Here is a 25289-nt window from a genome sequence, read left to right as displayed (position 1 = left end):
AAAAATGTCGGATCCTCACCATGAAAAATGCCTTACTCTACTTTTTTACCGTTCTTATTTGGGGCTCGACTTGGCTCGCAATAGAATTTCAGCTTGGTGATGTCGAAGTCCAAGTGTCACTATTCTTACGCTTTGCAATTGCCGCCGCCTTAATGTGGTCTTTTGTACTACTTAAAAAGCTCCCTATGCGTTTTTCTTCCCGCGATCATGGGTTTTTCGCCTTGTTGGCACTGTGTAACTTCGGTGCTAACTATCTTATTCTCTACTGGGCGCAGCACTATCTCACATCGGCTATGAGCTCTATTGCCTTCAGCACATTATTATTGATGAACATAGTAAACACGCGTCTGTTTTTTGGTAAGCCAATCGCCAAACGCATCTATTTCGGTGCAGTGCTAGGTGTGGTGGGTATCGTTATCTTATTTTGGCCGGCCATCGCTACACTAGATTTGAGCAACGGCATCCTGTTCGGCTTGCTGTTATGCTTGGGTGGCACACTGGTCGCCTCAATCGGCAATATGGTCAGCGTGCGCAATTCAAATGCACAAGTGGGTATCATGCAAGGTAATGCATGGGGCATGTTGTACAGCATGATTGGCTTAGCAGTCTTCGTTTTAATCAGTGGCGCATCACTTGATTTTAGTACTACCACAGCTACTTATTGGCTATCACTACTTTATTTGAGTACCTTTGGGACGGTTATCGCATTCGCCTGCTACTTTGTGTTGTTGCGTAATATTGGCCCAGAAAAGGCAAGCTACGTCATCGTTCTGTTCCCGCTCGTTGCAGTGATACTAAGCACGCTATTTGAAGGGTTTATTTGGCAGTTGAATACCGTTTATGGCTTCATCTTTGTACTGTTGGGTAACGCCATCGTATTGACACCATTTGATAAAGTTGCAAATGCATTTAAGCTTCGCAAACAGCGCAGAGCTCTAGCCTAGTGCACTAGGTACTACAAACCGCAGTGCTGATTTTTGCACTGAAAATGTGGCGGGGGTTGTGCCTATGTATTCACCATCCGCCTCGATTCCTATATTCGCTGTATGGACCTGAAGCTGTTCAGTCTCGGATATATCCACTTGGGGGAGTTGGACATGCTTGCCCTGATAACTCAAGATAAGCGCCTGGCATTGCCGCCAAAACGATGCTGCACCAATTTGCACACATTGCAAAAAGCCATCATCGATTTTCGCACTAGGTGCCAAACGCATCCCACCGCCAAAGTACTGCCCATTTGCTAGACACATCATGAGCAATTGTTTTTGATGGCTTTGCTTTGATGAAAAAGCCAATATTGAAGGGGCGTAGCGATATAACATTCTTACGCCTTGCCACGCATAACTTAAATGCGCCCAAGGGCCGCGTTTACCCGAGCAAGCTTTGACCACCGCAGCATCGTATCCCACACCTGCTATGTTGATAAAGTAACGCTCATTCACCTTGCCTAGGTCAATATAACTACTTTCCCCAAAGAGCGCGGCTTCAAGCCACTGGCGCTCATCACAACGCCACTGCCTTGCGAAATCATTACCACTACCGCAGGGAACCAGGGCGAGCTCTAGCGTTGAGTTGGCAAAAGCATTTACCGCTAAGTTTAGGGTACCGTCGCCACCGAGTACGATGACCCGAGAGACTGTTCCGTGATAACTCTGTAAGCTGTGTAAGTCCGCACAAAAATCTCCACTTGTCGCCATTTCACAATAGTCGAGGGCACGCTCATCAAGGTGTTGACGCACATTTTTTAATTGCGATTTCGTTTGCAAAGGATGATACAGGATTAAAAAGGTATTTGAACGACTCAAAAAGCACACCTAAAACAAATATGATTTATCTGAATAAATATGCACATTATTGCAATCCTATAGACTTAACAAGCTAAAAAACCTTTATCCATGCACAATTAGACAAGTTAGTCATAACATATCCATGCACATTTCGCGTTGAAAATAACTTAACAAATCATTAATCGGATTAGAATTATTTATCCGAATGGGCCAAAATAAATCGTTTTATTTTTAACCGCACTGGTTGCAAAATAGCCTTGTTTTCAACCATAGGCACAACGCGGAGCAGGCACCATGAATCCAGTAAATACGCTAAATCAAACAGCAGCAAATCACGTAGCAGTTAAACCAAGCAAACGCAGAGCAAAGATGATGGCTAAACTAAACCGTTTCGGTAAAGAGTTAGCATTAAGCGGAGTTGTACGTTACAAGTAATTAATTACTCTAATGTTACTTTGCTCTACCTGTGACGGTGCTAAGAACCAACCAACTTAGCACCCAATCTCGCTAAAATTCGTTTATCCCCCTCTGAATTAGCACAAAAATCAAGCAAACGATCCGTTTCCTATTTACACCGCCCTTTTGGCTCAGTATTATCCTACCCCATGGAGAGATGGCTGAGTGGTTGAAAGCACCGGTCTTGAAAACCGGCATACGTTAATAGCGTATCTAGGGTTCAAATCCCTATCTCTCCGCCAAATTAACAAACTGATTCGCGCCGGAGAGGTGGCCGAGTGGCTGAAGGCGCTCCCCTGCTAAGGGAGTATAGGGTTTGTAGCCCTATCGAGGGTTCGAATCCCTCCTTCTCCGCCATTAGTTTTAAAAGAACCGCCTTTGTGGCGGTTTTTTTATAACTAAATTTTGAGTAGGCGGACTTGGTTTGGACCCTTCGTTCGACAAAATGTCTGGAACATTTTGAGCCGCATACGCGCCCGCAGGGGCGAGTGTAAGGATACACGAGTGCTCATCCCGAGTTGATGCCTATCAAAACCCCACTCCTATGCAATTAGCTTCACCAAATAACCCAAACAGCATTATGCATCTGCACATTAAGTTGTTAATATAAGGTTATAAAATAAGATTATAGATACTCAGTGAATAACTTATGCGTCTCCTTATTGCCTTGATGGCTATCGTGTTCTCAACTTCGCTAGCGCATGCTCGCAACATTGATGTTTCAGGTATGTGGCTCGGGAGTTACCAGTATGACTCAGCCCCCTCCAGGGTGCCCGTTATCACCGCGATGGTTATCGAACAAAATGGCCAAAGCCTGAGTGCACGTATGATTGAAGAAAATACCAGCCAAAATCCAAAGCTCGTTGGTAGGCCTTCTCGATTAACTGGGTTTATTAATGGTAAGTCCATCACCTTATTGAAAACATATGATGATGGGGCTGAATCAATTGAATATCGCTTTGAGGTGTCAGTTATTGACGGCAACAAGCAAATTCAGGGGACGTGGCAACTTGCGAACATGACGGGCTCTGCGGAATATATGCAGATAAAGTTTTAATGCAGATAAAAACAAAGAATTCAGTTCTTATAAACCTTATTAGCAACTGATTCTTTTACTCTTTTTTATACTTAACCTATTAATCCACTGAGATATTTACCGCCTCTAGAGTTGCTTTTGACCCTCAAGCTTCTAGAATCGTATTAACCAGTTCGACGGACATAAATTATGAAATACCCAATCTTTTTGGTTGGCCTGATTGCACTTATGAGCTTGCCCAGCCAAGCAGCGGTTTATAAATGTGTAGTAAATGGTGTGCCTACGTTTAGCCAACTTCCTTGTGGCAAAGATGCTCAAGTCATTGATGTACGGTACAGCAAGTCCACCAATGACAGTGACGATTCAGCAAAGGAAGAGGACAAACCTGGGGTCACCGAGGTTGATAGCTTTTTAGCTGATCAGAAGATTGACCGTGAAATTGCGATGCACCAAAAGAACATACAGAAGTACGAAACCATGCTGGCTGAGCAGCTCGCACAAATAGAAAATATTAATCAAGCCACTGCGAATTACTTGGGCGCGAAATCTATTGAAGATGCGAAAAAACAACAAGCATCATTAGCAAATTTGAACTTCAAGTCGCGTATAGAAAACGAACAGCAAGCAATTACCAAGCTGCAAGAAGTCAAAAAGAGAATTAACGAAGCAGCAGCTGAATCAAATCAGCCGCTGTAATGCGTGCACTAGCTGGCGAGCGTCATCCTCATCGTTATAGAGGTGAAATGACACACGAGCACCAAGGTGACGCTCATCAACACTCACTCCTGCACTTTGCAAGCATGGCACTAGCTGTGATTGTTGCGCACCCAAATTCAAAATAAGCGTGCCACTGCGATGTTCCGCTCGCGTTGGCGAGACGACAATCTCCCCAAGAGCTTCTATTACTAATTGTTGCATCGCCAAATTATGGCTACGCACTTTTTCTACACCGTAATCATTAAACCAAGCAATGCTATGCGCGGCCAAGATATAGGGCGCTACACTGGGAGTTCCTCCCCAGAATCGCAAGGCACTATCGTGGTACGCGAAATGGTGAATATCAAACTCGAATGGATTTTCATGTGAGAACCAACCTACATCTTTTGGTTCACATGCTGGAAGTTGCGCTTCGCTTATCCAAATATATGCGGCACCGGGGCCACCACATAGCCATTTAACACTTGAGCCAATCATGAAATCCGGCTGCAAAGAGGCCAAATTAATAGGGATGATCCCCGCGGCCTGGGCCACATCCACTAGACTCAGTACTCCTCGTTGCCTAGCAGCCTCTAAGATGTCGGCAACGGGTGCTTGTTTTCCTGAGTTAGAATACACCTGCGAGATAAACACTAAATCAATATCCGCCGTTAGGTACTGTTGCCAAACATTCGCATCACATACGTCTTGAGAGGCAGGAATAAACACAATTTCACTGTCTTCAGACAAGGATTTTTGCAATGCAAATCCCATACTTGGAAAGTCTTGCTCAGACATTAGCACTTTGCACTTCGCTTTATTTAAACGCGGATGTGCGTGCACCAATTTAGTGAGCGCGCTGGATAGATTGACCTGAGGGCAAAACAACTTTGCATCGCTGTTGAATAGCTTCGCTAGCTGCTGTGTAAAGTCATTCACACCCGACAGCCATTGCTGCCAAGGTTCCGTCTGACCCTTTTCCCAAGGAGCAAAGAAAGTATCGCTAAAGTGCTGTTGAGCACTCTTAAGCGGGCGGCCAACCGAGTGACTCAGCAAGTAAGTACTATCAGGTAAAATAAACTGTTCTTTCATGCCTTAATCCAGTAACTCTGTTAAGCGGGTAATGTCATTGTAGCGAGTAAATATATCATCTCTTGGGCGCGCAGCACGACGATCACGCAGCTTCTCCAACTGTGCAAGAAGTACAGGCAGTGGCGGCCCACTCGCCGTTACTTTCTCTTGATGAGGCGCCTTTAAATCTTGGTTTGGAATACGAATATATTTTTCTACCAACTGATTGTGGTGTTGAATTGCTGTTTGGCCATGTAGTTTGCACACCTTTAAAAATGCCTTTAGGTTTTCTTGAAACCACGATGCCTTGTGATGCTCCTCACCAACATTTAAAAACTCATCCATAAATGAAGGCAAACGCATGCAGTGGCGCAACACCTTTTGATCTTCTGGCATCATATACAAGAATTTATCTACCAACATTTGCGAATAGCTTGTTTCGTTGGCTTGGCATAACCCCAACAACATATCAATCACGTTAATACCAGCAAAATCACCGGCGTTAGCACCACGATAGACCTCTTTCCCCACACGATACGGCTTGTAATAAGGGCGCACGCAATAGAAGAAACGGTCTGTATCTAAGTTCTGGAAGAGATAATTGTTACTTTGCATCACATCTTTGAGCGCTTGCTCGACCACGGCTAGCAAATCAGCGGCAATCGGATGTGAAATCCCCAGAGGTTGTAAACGTAATAACGCATCAGCGGCGCGCTTGTAGGCCAAAATACCTTTGGTGTTGTAATCAACAAATAGCTTTTCGTCTTCTAAATCGGTGAAGCGTTTGTATAGACCGTTGATAGCACTATTGTGCGTACACAGGTGGGCAGTTGCAAAACGTGGGGTGACACCGATTGACGCACCTATGTGCATCGCTAAGGTTGAAGCATCAAGTAAAGGAGAATGGGTTTCACGCGATGGTTCGGTAATTTCATGGCGACGACATGCTGCCATAAACAGCCCCACATTGCCCAGCAAATCAAAGGCGTTGTCGAACCCCTCATCGGTGTTACCCTCGGCTACTAGGTGCTTGATCAAGGCATTGCCCTGATCCACTAATTGCTGCTTGAGCGCATCACCTACGCCCTCAACATTGGCCCTATCTTCTTGTTGCCAATAGAGGTCTTCTAGTTGGTTGTTGATGTCAACGAAATCTGTGCGCATCCAGTTATCGAATGCTCGGCTATGTGTTGTCATTGTGGTGTTCGTAATAAGCCTATGAATGGCAATAACATAGCATAGTGCTGTAAGTGGAATTACTTAACTTTCACCCTTAAAAACAGCTATAGTTAGTGAAAAGTAGTAAAAAAATTTATTTTATGAGTGATGATAGCCAAAAAATAAAAATAGACAGCAAAGATCTCCAACTCCTTGCACTCTTGCAGCAAGACGGGCGCATGCCGGTAAGTGAGCTGGCACAGCAAGTTAGTTTGTCAGACACTCCAGTGATCCGCCGCATCAACAAGCTGCAGCAGGCAGGGTATATTCAGGGGTATCACGCGCGCCTAGATGCCGCTCGCCTTGATTACACCATTTGTGTTTACGCCTTAGTTAAACTCACTCAAAATTCAGCCTCTGCGGCCAACCGCTTTGAAGATCATGTCGCGGGGTTTGTACAAATCCAAGAATGCTCGGTGATCACGGGGGAATATGATTACCTGCTAAAAATCATCGCGCGCGACTTAGCCAGCTATGAGCTATTTGTAAAACACTCTTTAGGTTCTTGTGGCGATATAGGCGCTATTGAATCTACTGTGGTACTCAAGCAGACCTTCTCACGATGGCAAGTGCCTCTCGACTAGTCGCCATACATCGTCTTTGCTATTCTGGCGACTATAAACCGTTTGGGGATCAATATGATGCGTTTGTTTTTACTTAGCCTTCTGGGCTTTGTTAGTTCACTAAGCTGGGCACAAACGTGCCTGAGCCACATCGATGACATTGACTATACAATGGCGGCGAAGGCCAAAGGGACCTATCGCTGGGTTAATGAAGCAAAAGTTAACACCCTCGACTTGGCCAAATTACCTGAATTTAGTCGCTATCTGCAACATGCTCGCGACACCATTTCTAAACGTAATCCCAGATCGACATGGCCTTGCCCTATCAACACAAAAACCGTGCAATTACTGCAGGCACAAAAGCAACTGCCTGACTCACTGCAAGTAGTCGATTTATTGAGCCCATTTGAGCTGCGCCATGCGAACTCAAACAAAGTCGCCTTGTTATTCCATGGCCTCACAGATTCCCCCTTCACCTATCACTCGTTAGCTGCGTTCTTTTACGACCAAGGTTATAACGTGCGCACTGTGTTATTGCCAGGGCATGGTACGGCGGCCAGTGATTTGCGCGAAGTCGACTTTAAGCAATGGCAAGAAATTACTGAATACGCCATAGCCCGAACTAGCAAAGACTATGACAACGTTATTATCGGCGGCTATTCAACCGGGGCGGCCCTTGCTATAGCACATTTAACCGAGCAGCCAGCGCCCAAACAAGTGCGCGCAGTGATGTTGTGGTCCCCTGCAACTGAGCCGCACAATAAAAATGGCTGGATGTCGAAATGGGTTGATCGCATCCCATTTGTGAATTGGATTGATGAAGATGCTGACATCGACTTTGCAAAATATGAGTCATTTCCATTCGCCGCCGCGACCCTCGCCCATGAGGCGATGCGCCGCATCACCCCGAAGAAGCTGGCTAAAAAAGAACTGCCAAATCTGCCTTTATTCATAGCCCAAAGTGACGTCGACACCACCATAGATGCGCGAGCAACGCTGGCTTTAGCAAAGCTTTGGCACAACCCTGCAGAGCGCCCGAACACGCTAAACGATGTGCTTGTGTATTACGGCGACAAAAGCAGAGCCGTTGGGGCATTAGGCAAACAACACACCATTGCTAGTTACGCATGCCAGCCAGGTATGCCCCCTTGCAACGAGGTGTTAAGTCTTTCCCATATCAGTGTGATCAATTCTCCTGCACACCCGTATTACGGTAAACAAGGCACTTATCGTAACTGCGGCTCATACCTTGAAGACGACACGCTTTATCGCGCTTGTAAAAGTGATGATGACGTACTGGTTGGTGAGCGCACTGAGCAAAACTTAGCGAAAGGCGTGCTTAAACGCTTAACTTACAACCCATTTTTCAATGAGTTAGAACAAGATATGGTCCACTTTCTTGAGAACGTGAAATAATACCATGCAACATTTGCGCGCTCACTTTTTCACCTCAGCTGAAGAAGTCGGGAAAGACAATTGGCAATCCTTGTTTAAAGTCGATGATGACCCGTTCTCAAGCTATGAGTTTATACATGCACTCGAACAAAGTGGCTGCGTGAGTGCGCAAACGGGTTGGCAACCTTTTCATTTGGGTTTGTATCAGCAAGACGAACTCGTGGCGCTATGTCTTGGGTACATCAAAAGCCATTCGTATGGCGAATACGTATTCGATTGGTCTATCGCTGAGGCGTATGAAGCGCATGGCTTTGACTACTACCCCAAATGGATTTGTGCGGTGCCCTTTACACCTGTTACAGGCAAACGCATAGCTATTGGAACCGCCATACCCACAACTCAAGCTTTATCTGCTATTGAGGCAGCATTAGAACACCAAGCTAAATTGCAACAATGGTCGGGTTGGCACATCAACTTTTGTGAACCGCAATTGGCTGATGAAATAGAGAAGCTACCTTGTATGCGGCGCAAAACCGTGCAGTTTCAGTGGCAAAATCGTGGCTATGACAGTTTTAATGTATTCACTGAGCAACTCAAAGCGCGAAAACGCAAAAATATAATCAAAGAACGGCTTGCAACATCCACGGCAGGTTTGCGTATTGAGGTGGCTACTGGCGACGAGGTAACGTTGGAACAGATGCAACTTCTCAGTCGTTTTTATCAGCGTACATATCTGAAACGCTCTGGCCATACTGGCTATCTTAACCCCTTATTTTTTGCCCTGCTATGGCAGCACATGCACGAAAGCTTGGTGGTGATAAGTGCATTTAAAGAGCAAGATGATACGCCGGTTGCTGCAAGCTTATTTTTGCGAAATAAAGACACCCTATACGGGCGCTATTGGGGATGCAGTGAGCACTTTGACCACCTGCATTTCGAGTTATGCTATTACCAAGGCATTGAATTTTGTATCGACAATAACCTCACCTATTTCAACGGCGGGGCTCAAGGCGAGCATAAAATCGCACGAGGGTTTGAGCCCATTTTTACCCACTCTTGCCACCGTTTAGTAGACAGCCCGTTTGCCGCAGCCATTAGCGATTTTTTTGCTAGAGAAAACGCGCAACACGACTTGTATAGACAAGACTGCGAGCTGCTATCTCCTTACAAAGTGCAATAAGCGATTGTTCGCTGGCATGGCCACATCAGCTTTAAGTTCAAGCCCTGCGGTATTCGCCAATTCAACAACCCACCCTTGGTCACGAATACCGCTTTGCGGGTCTCTGGCGCGTAAATGCGCATCAAATTGCGCATTACTGGCGCTGGTATATTCACCTTGGTAATTAAATGGCCCATAAATACACAGTACACCATTTGTCGCGAGATGCTTTGCTACGCCTGCAAAGAATGACACAACGAGGTCTGTGCTGACGATATGTAAGGTGTTGGCTGTAAATATGCCATCGACTCGCTCTACGGGCCAAGGCTCTGCTAAATCTAAGGCCAGCGGTGACGCAATATTGCCACTCTTGGCATAGCTGATCACTTCGTTAATGAGCGCGTGGTTGTATGCTAAATCACTGGGTTGCCAAATTAAATGAGGGAGCCTTGGGGCAAAATGCAGGGCATGTTGCCCGGTCCCTGAGCCTATCTCCAGCACCGTATTTGTGTGAGCAAACATATGCTCGAGCTGTGCCAAAATAGGTTCTTTATTATTCTCGCAGGCCTGCGACAAACCACTAATCTTCATAATCCAATGCCGTGAGGAAGAAGTTAAATTCCAAGGCTTTCTCTTCTAAGCTCTTGAAGCGACCAGATGCCCCACCATGCCCGCTCTCTAAGTCGGTTTTAAACAACAACAGATTGTCGTCTGTTTTGTGTTCACGCATTTTAGCAACCCACTTCATCGGCTCCCAGTATTGCACCTGAGAGTCATGCAGTCCTGTGGTAACTAAGATATGCGGGTAATCTTGTGACTGGATGTTGTCATACGGTGAATACGCAGCAATGGTGTGATAATCCTGCTCATCATTAGGGTTACCCCATTCGTCATATTCGTTAGTCGTCAGCGGGATAGACTCATCCAACATGGTAGTCAGCACATCCAAGAATGGTACATGACAGCCAATCGCACGGTACAAGTGAGGAGCTTGATTAACCACGGCGCCCATCAATAAGCCACCCGCGCTGCCGCCGCTGGCACACACCTTATCTGCATCGCCATACCCTTGCTCAATCAAAGCTTGGGTGATATCGATAAAGTCATTGAAGGTGTTTTGCTTTTGCGTGAGTTTACCCGCGTCGTACCACGCGCGGCCAAGCATTTCGCTACCACGAATATGAGCGATAGCGTAAACAAAACCACGGTCTAACAGGCTTAAAATGCCGCTGGAAAAGCTTGGGTCGATGGTAATGCCATATGCTCCATAACCATACTGCAGCAGTGGATTGGTACCATCTTTACTAAAACTATCACGACGATAAACAAGTGAAACTGGCACTTTGACGCCATCGCGAGCCGTAATCATTAAGCGCTCACTTTGGTACAGCGCAGGATCGAAATCCCCCTGCACTTGTTGCTGCTTGAGCAATACACGCTCACCACTGGCCAGATCAAATTCATACAAACTGCCCGGTGTGGTGAGGCTGCTGTAATAGATACGCGCCTTGCTCACATTGGGCTCTGGATTCATACCCACACCAGCGAAATAGCATGGGTCATCAAATGCCAATACGTTACCTTCTCCCAGCATTTGCCCCTGCTCATGCTGGTAAACAACGAAACGAATTTGGCCCAATTCTCGCTCAGTGACCAACCAGTAGGTGTTAAACAACTCCACACTTTCTAGCAGCACGGATTCACGATGAGCAATCACTTGTTGCCATGCATCTGGATTTGAAATGGTCTGCGTAGTTGCCTGCATTAACCGGTAGTTTTTGGCATCAAGGTTACTGACGATGTAAAATTGCTCACCGAGCTTATCAACATCGTAAAGGTGGCCCATTATTCTGGGAGTGAGTTCTACAGCTTGAGCATTGGCATCATTAGCGTCAAGTACATAGGTATGACTGGTTTCAGTAGCTTCAAGGTCGATAAAAATAAGACTCTCGTCACGACTTTTACCCAACCCCATGTAAAAGCTACGGTCCTGCTCTTCATACACCAGCTCATCTTGCTCTTGCGCTGTACCCATGCGATGACGAAATACTTGATAGCCAAGTAGGGTTTGTGGGTCTTTTTTAACGTAGTAAACGGTTTGATTATCGTTCGCCCAAACAACCTGACCTTCGCAGTCACTCAACTCATCCGCCAATAACTGACCAGTTAATAGATCTTTAAATCTGACTTGATAGATACGACGACCGCTGTAGTCCTCACAATAGGCAAGGCATTGCTCATTTGGGCTCACCGCCATATCTGCTAAGTCATAAAACTCATGCCCGTGCGCAAGCTCATTGACATCAAGCAACAAGGTTTTGCCTTGGCCATCAAAGGTGTCAGCGCGAAAATGCTTCGCGTATTCTTGGTCGCCCGAAACCTCGCTGTGATACCAGTATTTACCATCGCGAACAGGCACAGTGTTGTCGTCTTTTTTAATGCGTGATTTAAGTTCTTCGAATAGCGCTTTTTGTCTGTGCTGTGTAGGCGCTAGTTTAGCTTCGCAGTAACTGTTTTCAGCCCGCAAATGAGCCAAAACCTCATCGTCTTGACGTTCATCATCACGCATCCAATAGTAATTATCTTGGCGCTGATGACCGTGATTTTCTAACAAAAAAGGGATTTTTTTAGCGATAGGGGCTTGCACAAACAACCTCGAAACTCAAATTCTGAGCCTCCAGTGTATCATTTGCGCTATAGCGCGACTACGAATCTAACTCTTGCCACGCAGTTTGCCAATTCAAACCCACTCCTGGTTCGTATTGGTCATGGTTTTTAGCACCTAAACGGCACAGCTCAGTGTAAGGCCAAGGTTTGCAACGGTAGACTTTACCTGTGGCGAGGTGAAGTACGCGGTCGCCCGCATGATAAGACTCATGATTAACGGGGAAAATGTAATCGTAGCCTTGGTCATTGTGGTTTTCATGTGCTTGCTTTTTAGCAACACAGTTGTAGTTAATCACGACTTCATTGATGCCGCTGCGAGAGCACGCGTAGATTTCATTGCCGCGATAGGCGACGATCAAGCCATGCTCTGTAAACTTACCAGCTTGCATCAGGGGAATATGGGTATTGATATACTGAGCCACTTCACGGGACCAGTTTTGTGGCTCACCCTGTTGGTCAGACACAATCTCAAGGGTAAAGCTCAGGCCTTTAACTAGACCTTCAGAATCATACACTTCAACTTCAACAATATCGCCACTGAAAAGCTGAGTGTGGCTGCTTAACGAGCCTACACTCAGCCAGTCGCTCTTAGGGAGAGCGGCAGCCATCGTCATAAATAAATCTGGTTTGTCAGCTAATTGCACTTAATACCCCTTCCCATGTCATCAGACTAAAAAGGACTCATCAAAGTTGTCGTATAGCTTATTGTAGTGACACCTTAAAAAGGAACGCAACCTATTACGACAAGATGCCACCAAATCCCATACTTTGGCATTAAAAAAACAATTAAACTGACAATAATTTTTCTATGCGTTACTCACTTTGTCTGAGTTTTTTACTTTCGCCGCGCCGTTTCTAGAAACAGTGCCACGTATACGTTGCCACACCCAACGGAATCCAGCACGAATATCACCGAGCATTACGTACAAACACGGGACTAAGATTAAAGTCAGTACCGTTGCATACATTACGGCAAAACCCAGTGCCACAGCCATTGGAATAACGAACTTAGCCTGCAAGCTGGTTTCAAACATGATAGGCAGTACACCGGCAAAGGTCGTGATCGAGGTCAAAGTAATCGCCCTAAAGCGCGCGCAACCACCCTCTACTACCGCATCTTTTACACTGTAACCTTCTTTGCGTGATTGGTTTACATAGTCCGTCATGACCAGTGAGTCATTGATGACAACACCCGCCGCCGCGATTAAACCAAAGAACGACATTGTGCTTAAATCCAAGCCAAACCAGAAGTGGCCCCACAAGGCTCCCGTCAAACTAAACGGAATCACCGACATCACTATCAGTGGCTGGCTGTAACTCTTAAGTGGCACAGCAAGTAAAATATAAACAATAATCATACCCGCAAGGAAGAATAGTATTTGCTCATTCGCTTGCGCTTGCTGCTCTTCAATTGAACCACCTAGTTCTGTTTTAACTGAAGGATACTGTTCTTTCAGTTGCGGCAGTAAGTCTTCCTTAATGCGCTTTACAACTTCGGTTGGCTCAACCATCTCTTCATCGATACTGCCGAACACATACACAGTGCGATAACCACTTTCGCGACGGATATAACTCACGCCTGGGCGCTCTTCGAGCTCAACCACATCACCTAGCAGCACTTCTTGGCCTGTTGGTGTCATAACTACAGCGTGTTTCAAAGATGCAAACGCTTCGCGGGTCAGTTTTGGATAGCGCACCATTACCCGCACTTCTTCACCGTTACGAATCACTCGCTGTGCTTCGCCACCGTAAAAGCTTGCACCCACCTGGCTGGCGATATTTTGCAAGTCTAGACCTAAGTCATATGCCACAGGCTTTAAGCTCATGCGCACTTCTTTACTTGCAGGGTCAATGGTCGAGCTAATGTCGAATAGCCCTTTTTGCTGCTGCAACATAGAAATAAATTGTCGACCCGCTGCATTAAGCGTGTCTATATCAGGGCCAAAGAGTAGATAACCAAATTCGCCATCACCGCCTGGGTTACCATTTACATCATCATAGATAGTCAACGACTTAACAGCAGGAATTTCCGGCATAGCTTCACGCCAGCGACGCGATAGTTCAAACGCATCAAATGGGCGGATCTCTTCATCCACTAATGGTGCAAGAATTTGCGCTTCAGTGCGGCCTTGGTTAAAGACCAATAGACTGCGCACCATTTTTTGTCCGAATTCTTGCTCTATCTGGTTATCAACATCGATAACCATGCGCTCGATTTTCTGGATAGCATTGATCGTTTGAATATCCGATGCGTTATCGTTCATCTCCACCCGAATTTGCGGGAAGTCATGAGGCACTTTCGGAGTAGGCACCATGCGAATATGATTACTCGCAATCAGCATAATGCTGACTATTAACATACAAAGGAAACCGAGAAACACGGTCCAACGCCACTGAATACACTTTTCCACCGTGCGGCGGTATGGCCCATTCACAAACTTAAAGAAACGATCATTAAAGCGCGCTCTGAAACCACTTGAGCTAATTGGTCCGAACTTAGTGTGGGCGATGTGCGCCGGCAGAATCAACTTAGACTCAATCAAGCTAAATGCCAGACATGCCATCACCACAGCGGCGATACCAAAGAAGAAGGCACGCTCGGGTCCGCTCGATAGCGTGAATGGCGCAAACACAGCCATAGTCGTTAATACACCGAAGGTAGCGGGAGTTGCGACGCGACGCGCACCACGCACAACGGTTTCTACACCACCGCCGTGTTTTTCAATTTCGGTGTAGGCGCTCTCCCCTATGACGATGGCGTCATCGACCACAATACCCAACACCATGATGAAGGCAAATAAGGAAACGATATTGATACTGATACCAAGCAGAGGCATCATCATTAACGCCCCTAAGAAGCACACAGGTAAGCCAATCATTACCCATAGCGCGAGCTTAAAGCGTAAGAACAGAGTCAACATCAAGGCTACAAGAATCGCACCCTGAAACAAGTTCTTAAGCATCATATCCAGACGCGCATTAAGGTAGTAGGTCATGTCCATTAATGGCTCAATGGTGACCCCTGCTGGTAGGGTTTTATTCTTCTGCTCAATATAGGCTTTGACCGATTCCGCTACCGGAATCATATTTTGTTCTTTAGTGGCTTTAACACTCAAATAGACAGCGTTCTTACCATTAAACTTAAAGTAGCGCTCACCTTCGGTGAAACCATCTTTGATTTCAGCCACGTCTTGAAGCAAGACTTTGGCACCGTTATTACCCACTTTCACGGGAATATTGCGGAACTCTTCACCTGTGTAGGACTGGGCTTCAACACGCACCGAAATAATACCCGCATCGGTGCGCAGCTGTCCCGCCGAAAAGTTCGCTGAATAGCGGCGCACTGCACTGGCAACATCGTTCAGGGTTAAGTTGTAACGGCGCAGAGTGTCTGGCTTGATCTCAATGGCAATTTCATCAAGCGGCACATCGTTTTGCACCAAAGAAACGTTGTTGAGCTGCAACAGCTCATCTTCAATTTCATTGGCGATCGGCTTTAGCTCTGTCAGTGGAATATCCGCAACCAGTGACATACCGATTACGTCTTGGCGAAACTCAACTTGGCTGATGGTGACTGGCTCCATTCCTGCTGGGAATGTGGCGATACCATCAACGCGCAGTTTGACTTTATCGAGCACGTCCGTCAGTTCAACATCTGGATCGATCTCCAATGAGGCTCGCCCTGAGTTACGAAAAGCGCGATAAACGCCCTTTTCGATCTCTGTCACATCTTTTAGTGACTCTTCAATTTTTATAAGAATACTTTCTTCGATTTCCTGCGGTGATGCCCCTGGGTAATAGGCTGAAATGTTGATGTAGTTCACTTCAACATTAGGGAACATCTGGCGCTGAATGGTGAAATAACTCACGATGCCCATGATGATGATGAATACCATCATCAAGTTGGCAGCAACTGAGTTATTGGCAAAATACGCGATAATGCCGGTTTCCTTTTGCGGTTGCATGGTACGCGCTCCTACAGCTGATCGTTGCCGGTTGGGGTAGATACTTGACCAGCAATTCGTACTTCCATGCCTTGCTGAGGATACTCAGGTAAGGTCAAAACAATACGATCATCACTGTCTAGGCCATCGTTAATTAAGAAAAATTCGTTCTCTTCACGAACAACTTGCACTTTGCGCGGCTCAAGCAAGTTTTCGTTGTTAACAACCCACACAGTTTTGTTGTTCACCAACTCCTGCGGCAGACGGAAAATTTCTTTCAACGTTTGTCCTGTAAATTGCACTTGAACATAACTACCGAATTTCACTTTTGGTTGCTGATTGTGAACGCTGTAAGGGTCTTCAACGCGAATCACCAAATTGCTCATACGCGTCGCGCTATCGACAATACCCAAATCCCTGTCGACTACTGCAGTGCGTGTGAAACCACCTAATCCTTCTTGAGTGATGGTCGCGGCAATGCCACTGACATTGTTAGGTAAAAATGCGCTATCAAAGCCCGCTATCGGAACAATGATTTCGGCCGTTTCAATGTTGTTGATTTGCGCAACTTTAGTGCCAGGGCTTACAAACTGACCTTGACCAACATCGCGCGAGACAATCAGTGCGTCGTATGGAGCGCGAACTTCACAATTATCTAAATCGCGCTGCGCACGCTTTAATGCTGCTTCTGCTGATTTCACGGCAGCCTGTGCACTTAGCACTTGCGGCTCACGTAAAAATAGCGCCGAGCGTTTAACACCCGGTGTTCGCGCGGCTTCGTCTTTTGCCACTTGCTGCTGCGCTTGCTCTTCAATCAAGGCTGCTTGCGCTCGAGCAAGCTCCGCCTCAGACTGCAACACAGCCGCTTCGTAATTATCTTTTTCAATGGTAAACAGGATTTCACCGCGGGCAACAATCCCTCCGGCGACAAAACGCTTGTTCCAGCTCACAACTTCGCCACTCACCTGTGCAGCTAGCATCGTATTTTCCAACGGGCGTACTTCACCGTAGCTGGTCAGCAACACCTGATGATCGCTAGCAGACAGTGACTCCACTTCAACAATAGGACGCGTATCAACTTGTTTGGTCTCATCTGGCTTTTTTGCAGTAGCCATAATTCCAGAACCAACAACCCCTGTTGCGACAAGAATCGCGACCACAACCAACGATTTTTTCAATGCTCTATGCATGTCTGTTTACCCTGACAATTCTATATTCAGCCTATATTAACAAGTTGCTGCATTTTGGTAAGAATTCATTTGTAAATAAGTATTAAAATTAGCAAGATTGCTGGTTTTTTCGACCTAGGTCTGTGTATTAATAGTCATACTGTTGCGCGCGACAGAAAGATCAGTGCCCAGTAGCACAGCTAACATTAAGTTACTGATTGCGTTGAACTGCCTTTGCCATACTTTGTTACAAAGAAAAAACCCATACAAAACATAAAATTAATTGCTTTTATGGCGTCATTTATCGACATCTATCTCATCCAGCGTTCAATCCTTGTTAAGTTTAAGTAGACTGTTTTGTTAACAATCTAACTCAAAGGAATACAAATGAGACTTTCTACCCTCACGCTTGCACTAAGCATTGCCCTGAGCAGCCAGCTAGCTGTAGCGAAAGACAAAAAAGAAGAAAAAAAGACAAAAACATTCGCTGAAACAACCGCTGAGCAAACTCTTTACGACGGTGTATTTGATTTTTACCAAGATCCGAAAAGCGGCGATAACCTCATGGTTATTACCGCTGAGCAATTGGACAAACCGTTTGTATATTTCGCGCATACCGTTGACGGTGTGACTGACGCAGGTCACTTCCGCGGTGCATACCGTGAAACCAAACTCATTGAATTCCGCCGCTACTTCGACCGCGTCGACATCATTAGTAAAACACCTCGTTATCAATTTGATGACGACAGCGCTATTTCTCGCGCAGCTGATGCCAACATCAGTGAAGCAGTGCTAGCAAGCTTGCCGATTGAAGTCGAAGAAGAAGGAAAAATCGCGTTTAAAGTCGATAAACTGTTCTTGAGCGAAGCATTGCACAAAGTATCGCCGTGGGCGAATCCAGACGACAAAAACGCAAAAAAACGTTTTAAACTCGGCAAGTTGGATGACAAGAAATCACGCATTATCAAACACCGCCCTTACCCGAACAATATTGATATCGTTGTTGATTATGTGTTCGACAACGACAACCCGAGCGTACGAGGCTCAGAAGCGATAAGCGATCCTCGCTCAGTTTCAATTAAAGTACAACATTCATTCGTGGCATTACCTGAAAATGACTACCAACCTCGTTACGATGATGCTCGCATAGGCTTTTTCACCAATCAATTCGATGATATGACTTCACCTGATTGGGCACCGTACAAAGACGTGATCAAGCGCTGGAATCTTGTGAAAAAAGACCCAGCTGCGGCGGTTTCAGAGCCAGTCGAGCCGATCGTTTGGTGGATTGAAAATACCACCCCTGTTGAATGGCGCGACACTATTGAAAAAGGCGTACTCGCTTGGAACTCGGCGTTTGAAAAAGCAGGTTTCAAAAATGCACTGGTTGTCAAAGTACAACCGGACGATGCAGATTGGGATGCCGGTGATATTAATTACAACGTGTTGCGCTGGACGTCTTCGCCAACACCTCCATTTGGCGGCTATGGTCCAGCTTTGGCAAGCCCTCTCACCGGCGAAATCCTTGGCTCTGACATCATGTTAGAGTACGTGTTCATGAAGAACCGCTGGATTTATGACACTCTGTATTCACAAGGCGCATCAAGCCTGAGCAATGAAGCTGCGCAAACTAAAGACGCATTGAACTGCTCACTGGGCCATGAACTGCAGCAAAATATGATTCTTGCCAGCACACTGGCTACGGGTGCAGACATCGACAACAAAGAAATCCTGCATCAAGGCCTAGTCCAACTCGTATTGCATGAAGTCGGCCACACTTTAGGTCTTAACCACAACATGAAGTCTTCAATTTTGTGGGATGAAAAACAAGTGCACGATAAGAGCCTGACACAAGGCATCGTTACTGGCTCGGTCATGGACTACGCGCCTGCGAACATTGCCCCTAAAGGCATGACACAAGGCGATTTCTTCCAGACTAAACCTGGACCATATGATGATTGGGCAATTGAATTTGGTTATAGCACCGCTTTGGCAGACGATGCAGCTGAACAAGCTCGATTGGAAAAAATCTTAGCACGCTCAACAGAGCATCAGCTTGCCTTTGGCAATGACGCTGATGATATGCGCGCACCAGGTCGCCATATCGACCCACGTGTGATGATTGGTGATCTCTCTTCAAACCCAGTCGCCTATGGCGCCGATCGCATGGAGCTAGTTGAATCACTATTAGCTGATTTGAAATCCAAAGCCCTAGTTGAAGGCAGTAGTTATCAACAGTTGGTTATTTCTGCAAATATTTTAGCCGGTCAATATAAGCGCCAAGCTGAGATTATCTCTCGCCAAATCGGTGGGGTATATGTAGAGCGCAACGTGGTTGGCAGCAGCGAGAAAGCACCGTTTACACCTGTTCCATTTGAGCGCCAGAAGGCAGCGATGAAGGTGTTGGCAGACAAGGTATTTGCGCCAAACGTTTTGGCTGATATGAAGCCTCTATACAACTACTTGCAACAACAGCGCCGTGGCTTCAACCATTATGGCAAAAATGAAGATCCTAAAGCACATGCGATGATTCTAGCGATGCAAACATCTGTATTGCAGCAGCTACTGCATCCAAATGTCTTACAGCGTATTTCAGACTCTAGTTTGTATGGAAACGAGTATGACTTAAATAGCATGATGCAAGATCTGACAGCGGCTATTTTTGTAGAGTCGGACGAGGCGAGCAGCCTGAGCCACAACCTACAGATTGAATATGTGAAGCAGCTAATAAGCATTGCTGATATCAAAAAGCCAAGTCAACATGATAACTTGGCCAAAGCGTCAGCTCTATCGCAGTTAATGAACATTCGCGACAGCAAAGCGTCTTGGGGTGCCAGTGATGCAACCAAAGCGAACAAACGCTACATTGATTTGCTAATCGACAAAGCCTTAGAAGCTTAAGCACATAGGTAGATACAAAAAAGGCCACTCGAACAGTGGCCTTTTTTTTGGACTAAACCATAACAGGTCGCAGACGATAATATTGGATGCAGCCTAATTGCGCGGCATTGGTCAATAAGATCATCACGAAGGTCAGCACATGCGAGACGCTCGGTGTTGCCATTGCCAACTCAGCTGCCAAACCACACAGTCCAGCCACGAATTGCAACATAAAGTATCGCGCGCTGAGGTTTGACACATCGCCGCTACGCAACGTTTTATAGGTTTGCGGCATCACTCGAATCGAGCTCATCACCAAGCCCACATAAGTTAGCCCACTTAGTAGTTGCTCAACACTAAACATATCGCTGAACAGCAAAGTGAATGGCAACAAGCTACACGCCAACATACTGATAATCTGACGTCGTTGGGACTCACTGGCATCGTAACGAATAAAATAGTATAAAATTAAACCACTTAGCATCCCAGTGACCATAAATGGCAAAACCATATAGTAGCGCTCAAAGAAGATGTTAAACGAGATAAAGTAGGCACTTTGCGCCACACCAAAGCTCATCATAAGCAAAGAAAGCCCAGAAACACTGCGGTTCTTACGTATCTTTTTAAGCATAGGCAAAAAGCTAAAAGCCAATATAAAACACGACAAGACGGGCAACAACTCAGCCAAAACAACCTCTTTTAGTAATTAAAACGTTAATTAACAGCAAAACCCGTTAAAAACCAATTTAAAATATGTAAACCATTGATTTTTAAGGGCTTAAAATAGGGCGCGCATTGTATATTTGCACCTCAAAATAGCAAGGGTAAAAAGTGATCAACTTGACCAGTGAGTGTAAATATTTATATACGGAAAACTCAAAATATGTACACTAGGTAACAACGCGTAAGAATTCTGTATAACTGAGTGTCGATGCTTGTTAGCTGTGGGTTCACTGCATTCGTGCTGCTGCGCCCCAAACAACTCTTGTGAGTGTTTAACAATGCATAGTTCCGCTGGGTGAATGAAAGAAAAGGAGAATACATGCGGTTTCTGGTAATTGTTATGTGCGCTTTGATTGGCGCGTGCTCTAGCACTGAAGATAATGCCGTTTTGGTTAAACTCCCCCCTCCAGCGCTCAATCACAGCTTGTTTCAACCTATCGATATTGAGCCTCACACGCAGTTGTTTTCGTTAGACATGAAGCAACAAGCAGCCTTTTATGAATATGTTCAGCATGCTCAGAAACAAGGCATGCGCGACGATAAAATTGTCTACAACTTCGTAGAAAGCTTATTAAGTGATTTTCGTTACGATGGTGCGACTTATACTGCGTCAGAGTCGTTACAACATGAGGAAGGCAATTGCATATCATTGGCCCTACTCGTTCAGGCTTACGCCGATTTGATTGATGTTGACACGAGCTACCAAGTCATCACCGAGGAACCTGTTTTTGCTGGGCAAAATGATGTCGTACTGCTTGCCAGTCACTTTCGTACCAAGCTTTTCGCACCTAAAGTCGAGCTCCCTGAGAATACTTATGCTTTACGTGCCGGCACATTGGTAGATTACTTCCCTTCGAGCTCAGGAATCGTGTCTGGCAGTGCCAGTCGTGATGATTTGATCGCCAAATACTACTCGAATCATGCTGCACAAGCGCTTATCGATAAAGATATCAATACCAGCTTCAATTACCTAAACGCAGCACTGCGCTTCACCCCTAACAGTCTTGAGCTTCTTAATATTGCTGCTGTTTTACATCGGCGCGCCGGTGACAACTACACGGCCAAAGCGCTGTATGAGTATATTATTGAGCAGGAGCCAACACATGCTATCGCTATCAGTAACTATGCAGTATTGGCGAAAATTATAGGAGATGAGGATTTATTGTTCAGTCTGCAAAGTAAGCTCGCGGCTTTGAACCCGAAAGACCCATTTCACTTACTACAACTGGCGCGTAATTCGGCGCAACAAGGCTACTATCACAAAGCATCCAGTTACATTTTAAAGGCGCGTGAAATCGCTCCCTACCTGCCGCAAACGCATGCAGATATGGCATTGCTCAAATATCAGCAAGGTCATATCAACAAGGCCTTGAGTGAAATGGAGGTTGCCATTGAAAAATCTGGTGCCAATGAGGTCAGAACGCGCTATCAAGCCAAATATCAGGCACTGCAAAAGCTGCAATCTCACTAAGCATTCCAATACAGCTCAGTGAGATTAGCGACTCAGGCTAGAACCACGCCTGCTGGTTACTTTCCATCTGATAAAGAATGTGGTCAGCCAGTAAGGTCGCGTCGGCCATAGGCATGAAAGGCAAGTGCAAAGATTTTGACGCCATTTGAATGCTGACACTGGCGACATTCGCACGCACCATCAAAGGCGTTTGCGTGACATGCACTTGCTGGCCTTTGTACAACTCGCATACGCTATAGCGACAACCAACCAAACCTTGGCGATGCCATAAAAATACCCGCCCATCATGCTCTACAAGCTGCCAACCCAGGCGCTTATATACATAAAAGTGATAACAGCATAGAGGCACTCCACCGAGTAAGACCGCAGCAAATTGCCAGCCATTCAAGGCCACTAAAACACCTGTTATCACACCGATAGGAAGCACACCAAACAACCAAATACGGTGCCATAAATAACGCTTTGAGACACCATTGAATGTTAACTTTGTTAAATCAAACCAAGGGTACAAAGTATGAATTACATCCTCTGATTGCGCCTGTGTGAGCACAGGTAACAGCAGTGATTGCTTATCTTTACTAGCCTTTTGCGGCACCTTGTTGGTCGCCACCTGCGCGATCTCTAGGGTAAAGCGTTTGAGCAATACGCCCACCCAGTTCTGTTTTAACGTGATAGTTTGCACTTTGTTGAATCGCATTGTCAGCTGCTGTCGCTCTAGTAGGCCGGCGACTCGACGAAAACGCTCTGCTTCAACATAGAACTCAAAATTAAAAAAGCGCAGTAGCGACATGATCACCGATGCACCTACAGTGACAAAAACGGCAGCAAAAACAAGCACGGCAATAGTCAGCATACTGGCGTGAACAGCCACAGCAGCTTGATCGGCAAAAAATGCTTCAAGGGGGTCAACCAAATAGGCGGAAAATACCTCGTCCAACATATTGATGACCGGCATCATGGTCGCCAAGGCCAATAGCGCCATATTCGACATCAAACCAAACTTAGCGACTTCGCCGTTGCTGAGTGTGAGATAAGGGCTGGCGTCAGACTCTGAGGAGGTCTCCTGCTCTAGTTGCGGCTCAATATGCCCTTCTTTTGCCGCAAGAATATAACTTCGCATTTGCTGCGCAGCTTCTACTGCCAACGCAGGCAACACAATTTCATTGCCAGAGCTGCCTGCGGCATCCACTTGGCAGTTAGTTCGGGCAAACGGCGCAAAATATATCGGCGTGGTCAGGTTGATGTTCTGGATACGGCCAAAGCGCAATACTAAACGCTCTTTGGTAAACACGCCTTTATGTACATGCAAGCGTCCATCACTGCTGATGCGAAAGCGAAACGTGAGATAATAAGCAACGCCAAATGCCACTAAGAACAACAGCCCTGCCGCAATCGCCAGCGAACCCCAAAAAAGCTTTCGCTCAACATTTACGATGAAAACCACAACAACAGGCAGTAGATTAAGTAGCCCATTGAAAATAAAGCGATAGCCAAAGGTAAGAATAAAATAAAGGATCGCCCAAGGGCTCAATCTATGCCAAGTATCTTGGCGCAACTCATTGCTGATTGTGGTCACGATTAGCTTGCCCAATAACATCACGTAATGACTGGCTTTGCTCTTGTGTAAAGCCATTTATCGCCAAGTCAGCACCATGGCCTCCAGCAGTGAATAACTGCAAAGTACTGAGCTGCCATAATCGTTGCAGCGGCCCATGATGGATCTCACTGTGTTGAATACGCGAAAACGGCAAAATAGTCGTGGTCTGCCAGAATACGCCACGGCGATAGAGAATATCATGCTCACGAATTGCAAATCCGGTGCGGCGATAACTCATATATTGCCAAGCTAAATAAAGCACCGCGTAAGCAGGATAAGCAAACGGCAAATACGGTTTTATGTGGGCGAACAACTCAGCATTCACATACGCTAAAGCAGCAAATATAGAAGCGAGTAACAGTAGCCAAATCATAGCACTGGCTATGCGATGGTGGAGCGCTTCGCGCTCTAAAGGCCGAAACGCCACGTTTTGGTAACATGGCATCTCGGTGATTTGTTCATTGCTAAAGGTGTTCACTGGGTATCACTAGCCCCAGCGAATAATAGTCGCGAGGGTGTGGCTTTCACCTGGCGCAATCGTCGCCTTGTCATCCAACACATTAGCTGCTTCAAGGCACAACATGGTGTGGTATTCGTCATCTGCGAAGTTTGACAGGCGCTTAGACTTATCAACCCATGGATTCCAAAGTACACATGAGCGAGAGTTTTCACGACCCACTTCGATTGTGCCATCAGGCGTACGTATACGCTGCAAATCACTCGCATCACTGTAAACCATATCCGTCTCACGACCGAATTTGACCACTTCTGTTTGTTCAAAGGGGCCTTCGCCAAATTCAATATACTGTGCACCTTGCAAACCATCTACTTCCGTTTGCGTGATATCTGGTGTTGGGAAGTAGGTATGTAACGCCTGAGTGAGTTGTACTTCATGGTCGTCTAAGTTGGTATTCGTTAAACGCACTTCTAGCTGTTTCGCCGTCAACACATACTCTACTTGTAACGACGTTTTGTGCGGCCAGTAAGTGTCGTCAACGAGTGTCATAGGCAAGGACAAGCTGATGCGGATTTCATCGCTTGTTTCTTTCACTTCTTGCGCACGCCACAATAATACTCGTGCCACACCGTGGATTGGCCATTCAGGGTTTTGGTGTACACCAAACCATGGCCAACAGATCGGGATACCTCCACGAATACTTTTTCCAACCTGAAAATCTTCTTCTTGAGAAACCCAAATAAGCGGTTTTCCACCAGCAGGAGTGTATTGAGTGAGTTGCGCGCCTTGCAAAAAAATACGCGCCTGACAAAGCGGCGAATCAACATTGATGTACTCAAGTCCTGAATCGCAATGAGCAATAGAAACACTCTCGGAAAGCTGCATGTTTAAATCCTTAACTGACAGAAAAGATGCAGCCTCACCTTACCTAAATTGCGCAGTAGAAGTAAACCTATCACGAAAATAATTCATCTCATTTTCAGCGTGTTACTGTACCCCT

At 45.9% G+C, this 25289-nt stretch carries 21 protein-coding genes and 2 tRNA genes; 11 read left to right on the top strand and 12 right to left on the bottom strand.

The genetic code is table 11. The features are described from left to right. Positions 1–20: 20 nt before the first annotated feature. Positions 21–944: a DMT family transporter gene (locus tag V1358_RS16585; RefSeq protein WP_347394254.1), complete on the top strand. Its 924-nt coding sequence runs from the start codon at positions 21–23 to the stop codon at positions 942–944. Here V1358_RS16585 and V1358_RS16580 read toward each other — a convergent pair. After that, positions 936–1805, bottom strand: a complete 870-nt coding sequence (locus V1358_RS16580) for a diacylglycerol/lipid kinase family protein (RefSeq protein WP_347394253.1) — start codon at positions 1803–1805, stop codon at positions 936–938. The two genes, V1358_RS16585 and V1358_RS16580, sit on opposite strands and share 9 nt — an antisense overlap. A gap of 276 nt (positions 1806–2081) precedes the next feature. On the opposite strand from V1358_RS16580, the gene V1358_RS16575 reads away from it, so the two are divergent. The 5 genes from V1358_RS16575 (at position 2082) to V1358_RS16555 (ending at position 3975) form a co-directional block, all read left to right on the top strand. After that, positions 2082–2222 carry a hypothetical protein gene (locus V1358_RS16575; protein WP_347391491.1) on the top strand — a complete coding sequence of 47 codons (141 nt, stop codon included), beginning with the start codon at positions 2082–2084 and terminating at the stop codon, positions 2220–2222. Between the two features lie 172 nt (positions 2223–2394). Continuing rightward, positions 2395–2485: transfer RNA gene (locus V1358_RS16570), tRNA-Ser, on the top strand. A gap of 22 nt (positions 2486–2507) precedes the next feature. Then, positions 2508–2600, top strand: a tRNA-Ser gene (locus V1358_RS16565). A 292-nt stretch (positions 2601–2892) separates the two neighbouring features. Further along, a complete protein-coding gene (locus tag V1358_RS16560; RefSeq protein ID WP_347394252.1) occupies positions 2893–3300 on the top strand; it encodes a hypothetical protein in 408 nt (135 codons plus the stop codon). A gap of 168 nt (positions 3301–3468) precedes the next feature. Then, positions 3469–3975 carry a DUF4124 domain-containing protein gene (locus tag V1358_RS16555; RefSeq protein WP_347394251.1) on the top strand — a complete coding sequence of 169 codons (507 nt, stop codon included), beginning with the start codon at positions 3469–3471 and terminating at the stop codon, positions 3973–3975. Here the strand turns inward: V1358_RS16555 and V1358_RS16550 are convergent. Together V1358_RS16550 and V1358_RS16545 are read right to left on the bottom strand one after the other, a co-directional pair. Beyond that, complete coding sequence (locus V1358_RS16550) at positions 3958–5067, bottom strand: aminotransferase class V-fold PLP-dependent enzyme (protein WP_347394250.1); 1110 nt, start codon at positions 5065–5067, stop codon at positions 3958–3960. The genes V1358_RS16555 and V1358_RS16550 overlap by 18 nt on opposite strands. Before the next feature lie 3 nt (positions 5068–5070). Next, a complete protein-coding gene (locus V1358_RS16545; protein ID WP_347391487.1) occupies positions 5071–6243 on the bottom strand; it encodes a PrnB family protein in 1173 nt (390 codons plus the stop codon). A 122-nt stretch (positions 6244–6365) separates the two neighbouring features. Here V1358_RS16545 and V1358_RS16540 point away from each other — a divergent pair, with 122 nt between their 5' ends. The 3 genes from V1358_RS16540 to V1358_RS16530 are packed head-to-tail and all read left to right on the top strand — an operon-like array spanning position 6366 to position 9402. Next, positions 6366–6848: an Lrp/AsnC family transcriptional regulator gene (locus V1358_RS16540; protein WP_347391486.1), complete on the top strand. Its 483-nt coding sequence runs from the start codon at positions 6366–6368 to the stop codon at positions 6846–6848. 54 nt (positions 6849–6902) lie between these two features. After that, positions 6903–8243 (top strand): alpha/beta hydrolase, encoded by a 1341-nt coding sequence (locus tag V1358_RS16535; RefSeq protein ID WP_347394249.1) that lies wholly within the window; start codon positions 6903–6905, stop codon positions 8241–8243. Positions 8244–8247: 4 nt separating this feature from the next. Next, on the top strand, positions 8248–9402 hold the full coding sequence (locus tag V1358_RS16530; protein ID WP_347394248.1) for a GNAT family N-acetyltransferase: 1155 nt from the start codon (positions 8248–8250) through the stop codon (positions 9400–9402). Here V1358_RS16530 and V1358_RS16525 read toward each other — a convergent pair. The 5 genes from V1358_RS16525 to V1358_RS16505 form a co-directional block, all read right to left on the bottom strand. Further along, positions 9379–9972, bottom strand: coding sequence for a DUF938 domain-containing protein (locus V1358_RS16525; RefSeq protein ID WP_347394247.1), 594 nt, complete (start codon positions 9970–9972; stop codon positions 9379–9381). The two genes, V1358_RS16530 and V1358_RS16525, sit on opposite strands and share 24 nt — an antisense overlap. Further along, positions 9962–12028: a S9 family peptidase gene (locus V1358_RS16520; protein WP_347394246.1), complete on the bottom strand. Its 2067-nt coding sequence runs from the start codon at positions 12026–12028 to the stop codon at positions 9962–9964. Before V1358_RS16520 ends, V1358_RS16525 begins: the two co-directional genes overlap by 11 nt. A 58-nt stretch (positions 12029–12086) precedes the next feature. Beyond that, positions 12087–12692 carry a chitin-binding protein gene (locus V1358_RS16515; RefSeq protein ID WP_347391481.1) on the bottom strand — a complete coding sequence of 202 codons (606 nt, stop codon included), beginning with the start codon at positions 12690–12692 and terminating at the stop codon, positions 12087–12089. 162 nt (positions 12693–12854) lie between these two features. Beyond that, entirely contained in the window at positions 12855–16013 is a 3159-nt protein-coding gene (locus tag V1358_RS16510) for an efflux RND transporter permease subunit (protein ID WP_347391480.1), read from the bottom strand. An 11-nt stretch (positions 16014–16024) separates the two neighbouring features. Then, positions 16025–17182 (bottom strand): efflux RND transporter periplasmic adaptor subunit, encoded by a 1158-nt coding sequence (locus V1358_RS16505; protein WP_347391479.1) that lies wholly within the window; start codon positions 17180–17182, stop codon positions 16025–16027. Between the two features lie 366 nt (positions 17183–17548). Between V1358_RS16505 and V1358_RS16500 the strand changes: the two genes are divergently transcribed. Beyond that, positions 17549–20062: a zinc-dependent metalloprotease gene (locus V1358_RS16500; RefSeq protein WP_347391478.1), complete on the top strand. Its 2514-nt coding sequence runs from the start codon at positions 17549–17551 to the stop codon at positions 20060–20062. A 52-nt stretch (positions 20063–20114) separates the two neighbouring features. Here V1358_RS16500 and V1358_RS16495 read toward each other — a convergent pair whose 3' ends face one another. Further along, positions 20115–20729, bottom strand: a complete 615-nt coding sequence (locus tag V1358_RS16495; protein ID WP_347394245.1) for a PQ-loop domain-containing transporter — start codon at positions 20727–20729, stop codon at positions 20115–20117. Positions 20730–21083: 354 nt separating this feature from the next. Here V1358_RS16495 and V1358_RS16490 point away from each other — a divergent pair, with 354 nt between their 5' ends. After that, complete coding sequence (locus tag V1358_RS16490; RefSeq protein ID WP_347394244.1) at positions 21084–22235, top strand: tetratricopeptide repeat protein; 1152 nt, start codon at positions 21084–21086, stop codon at positions 22233–22235. A gap of 37 nt (positions 22236–22272) precedes the next feature. On the opposite strand, the gene V1358_RS16485 is transcribed toward V1358_RS16490, so the two are convergent. From V1358_RS16485 to V1358_RS16475, 3 genes are read right to left on the bottom strand one after another with little or no spacing between them, the layout of a single operon-like run. Then, on the bottom strand, positions 22273–23868 hold the full coding sequence (locus tag V1358_RS16485) for a PH domain-containing protein (protein WP_347394243.1): 1596 nt from the start codon (positions 23866–23868) through the stop codon (positions 22273–22275). Beyond that, entirely contained in the window at positions 23792–24310 is a 519-nt protein-coding gene (locus tag V1358_RS16480) for a PH domain-containing protein (protein WP_347391474.1), read from the bottom strand. The genes V1358_RS16485 and V1358_RS16480 overlap by 77 nt, the downstream gene beginning before the upstream one ends. A gap of 9 nt (positions 24311–24319) precedes the next feature. After that, on the bottom strand, positions 24320–25174 hold the full coding sequence (locus V1358_RS16475) for a D-hexose-6-phosphate mutarotase (RefSeq protein ID WP_347394242.1): 855 nt from the start codon (positions 25172–25174) through the stop codon (positions 24320–24322). Between the last annotated feature and the right edge of the window lie 115 nt (positions 25175–25289).

The sequence above is a fragment of the Pseudoalteromonas pernae genome (assembly GCF_039831865.1).
Lineage (GTDB): Bacteria > Pseudomonadota > Gammaproteobacteria > Enterobacterales > Alteromonadaceae > Pseudoalteromonas > Pseudoalteromonas pernae.
Note: the sequence above shows the minus strand (reverse complement) of the source record. Positions and strands in the feature narration are given on the sequence as shown.

Bases quoted from the DNA above. Each gene is read 5' to 3' on its own strand.
- V1358_RS16540 (WP_347391486.1), top strand. From the start codon at position 6,366: ATGAGTGATGATAGCCAAAAAATAAAAATAGACAGCAAAGATCTCCAA.
- V1358_RS16550 (WP_347394250.1), bottom strand. From the start codon at position 5,067: ATGAAAGAACAGTTTATTTTACCTGATAGTACTTACTTGCTGAGTCAC.
- V1358_RS16485 (WP_347394243.1), bottom strand. From the start codon at position 23,868: ATGGCTTTACACAAGAGCAAAGCCAGTCATTACGTGATGTTATTGGGC.
- V1358_RS16510 (WP_347391480.1), bottom strand. From the start codon at position 16,013: ATGCAACCGCAAAAGGAAACCGGCATTATCGCGTATTTTGCCAATAAC.
- V1358_RS16575 (WP_347391491.1), top strand. From the start codon at position 2,082: ATGAATCCAGTAAATACGCTAAATCAAACAGCAGCAAATCACGTAGCA.
- V1358_RS16475 (WP_347394242.1), bottom strand. From the start codon at position 25,174: ATGCAGCTTTCCGAGAGTGTTTCTATTGCTCATTGCGATTCAGGACTT.
- V1358_RS16525 (WP_347394247.1), bottom strand. From the start codon at position 9,972: ATGAAGATTAGTGGTTTGTCGCAGGCCTGCGAGAATAATAAAGAACCT.
- V1358_RS16545 (WP_347391487.1), bottom strand. From the start codon at position 6,243: ATGACAACACATAGCCGAGCATTCGATAACTGGATGCGCACAGATTTC.
- V1358_RS16560 (WP_347394252.1), top strand. From the start codon at position 2,893: ATGCGTCTCCTTATTGCCTTGATGGCTATCGTGTTCTCAACTTCGCTA.
- V1358_RS16535 (WP_347394249.1), top strand. From the start codon at position 6,903: ATGATGCGTTTGTTTTTACTTAGCCTTCTGGGCTTTGTTAGTTCACTA.
- V1358_RS16500 (WP_347391478.1), top strand. From the start codon at position 17,549: ATGAGACTTTCTACCCTCACGCTTGCACTAAGCATTGCCCTGAGCAGC.
- V1358_RS16505 (WP_347391479.1), bottom strand. From the start codon at position 17,182: ATGCATAGAGCATTGAAAAAATCGTTGGTTGTGGTCGCGATTCTTGTC.
- V1358_RS16555 (WP_347394251.1), top strand. From the start codon at position 3,469: ATGAAATACCCAATCTTTTTGGTTGGCCTGATTGCACTTATGAGCTTG.
- V1358_RS16585 (WP_347394254.1), top strand. From the start codon at position 21: ATGAAAAATGCCTTACTCTACTTTTTTACCGTTCTTATTTGGGGCTCG.
- V1358_RS16530 (WP_347394248.1), top strand. From the start codon at position 8,248: ATGCAACATTTGCGCGCTCACTTTTTCACCTCAGCTGAAGAAGTCGGG.
- V1358_RS16490 (WP_347394244.1), top strand. From the start codon at position 21,084: ATGCGGTTTCTGGTAATTGTTATGTGCGCTTTGATTGGCGCGTGCTCT.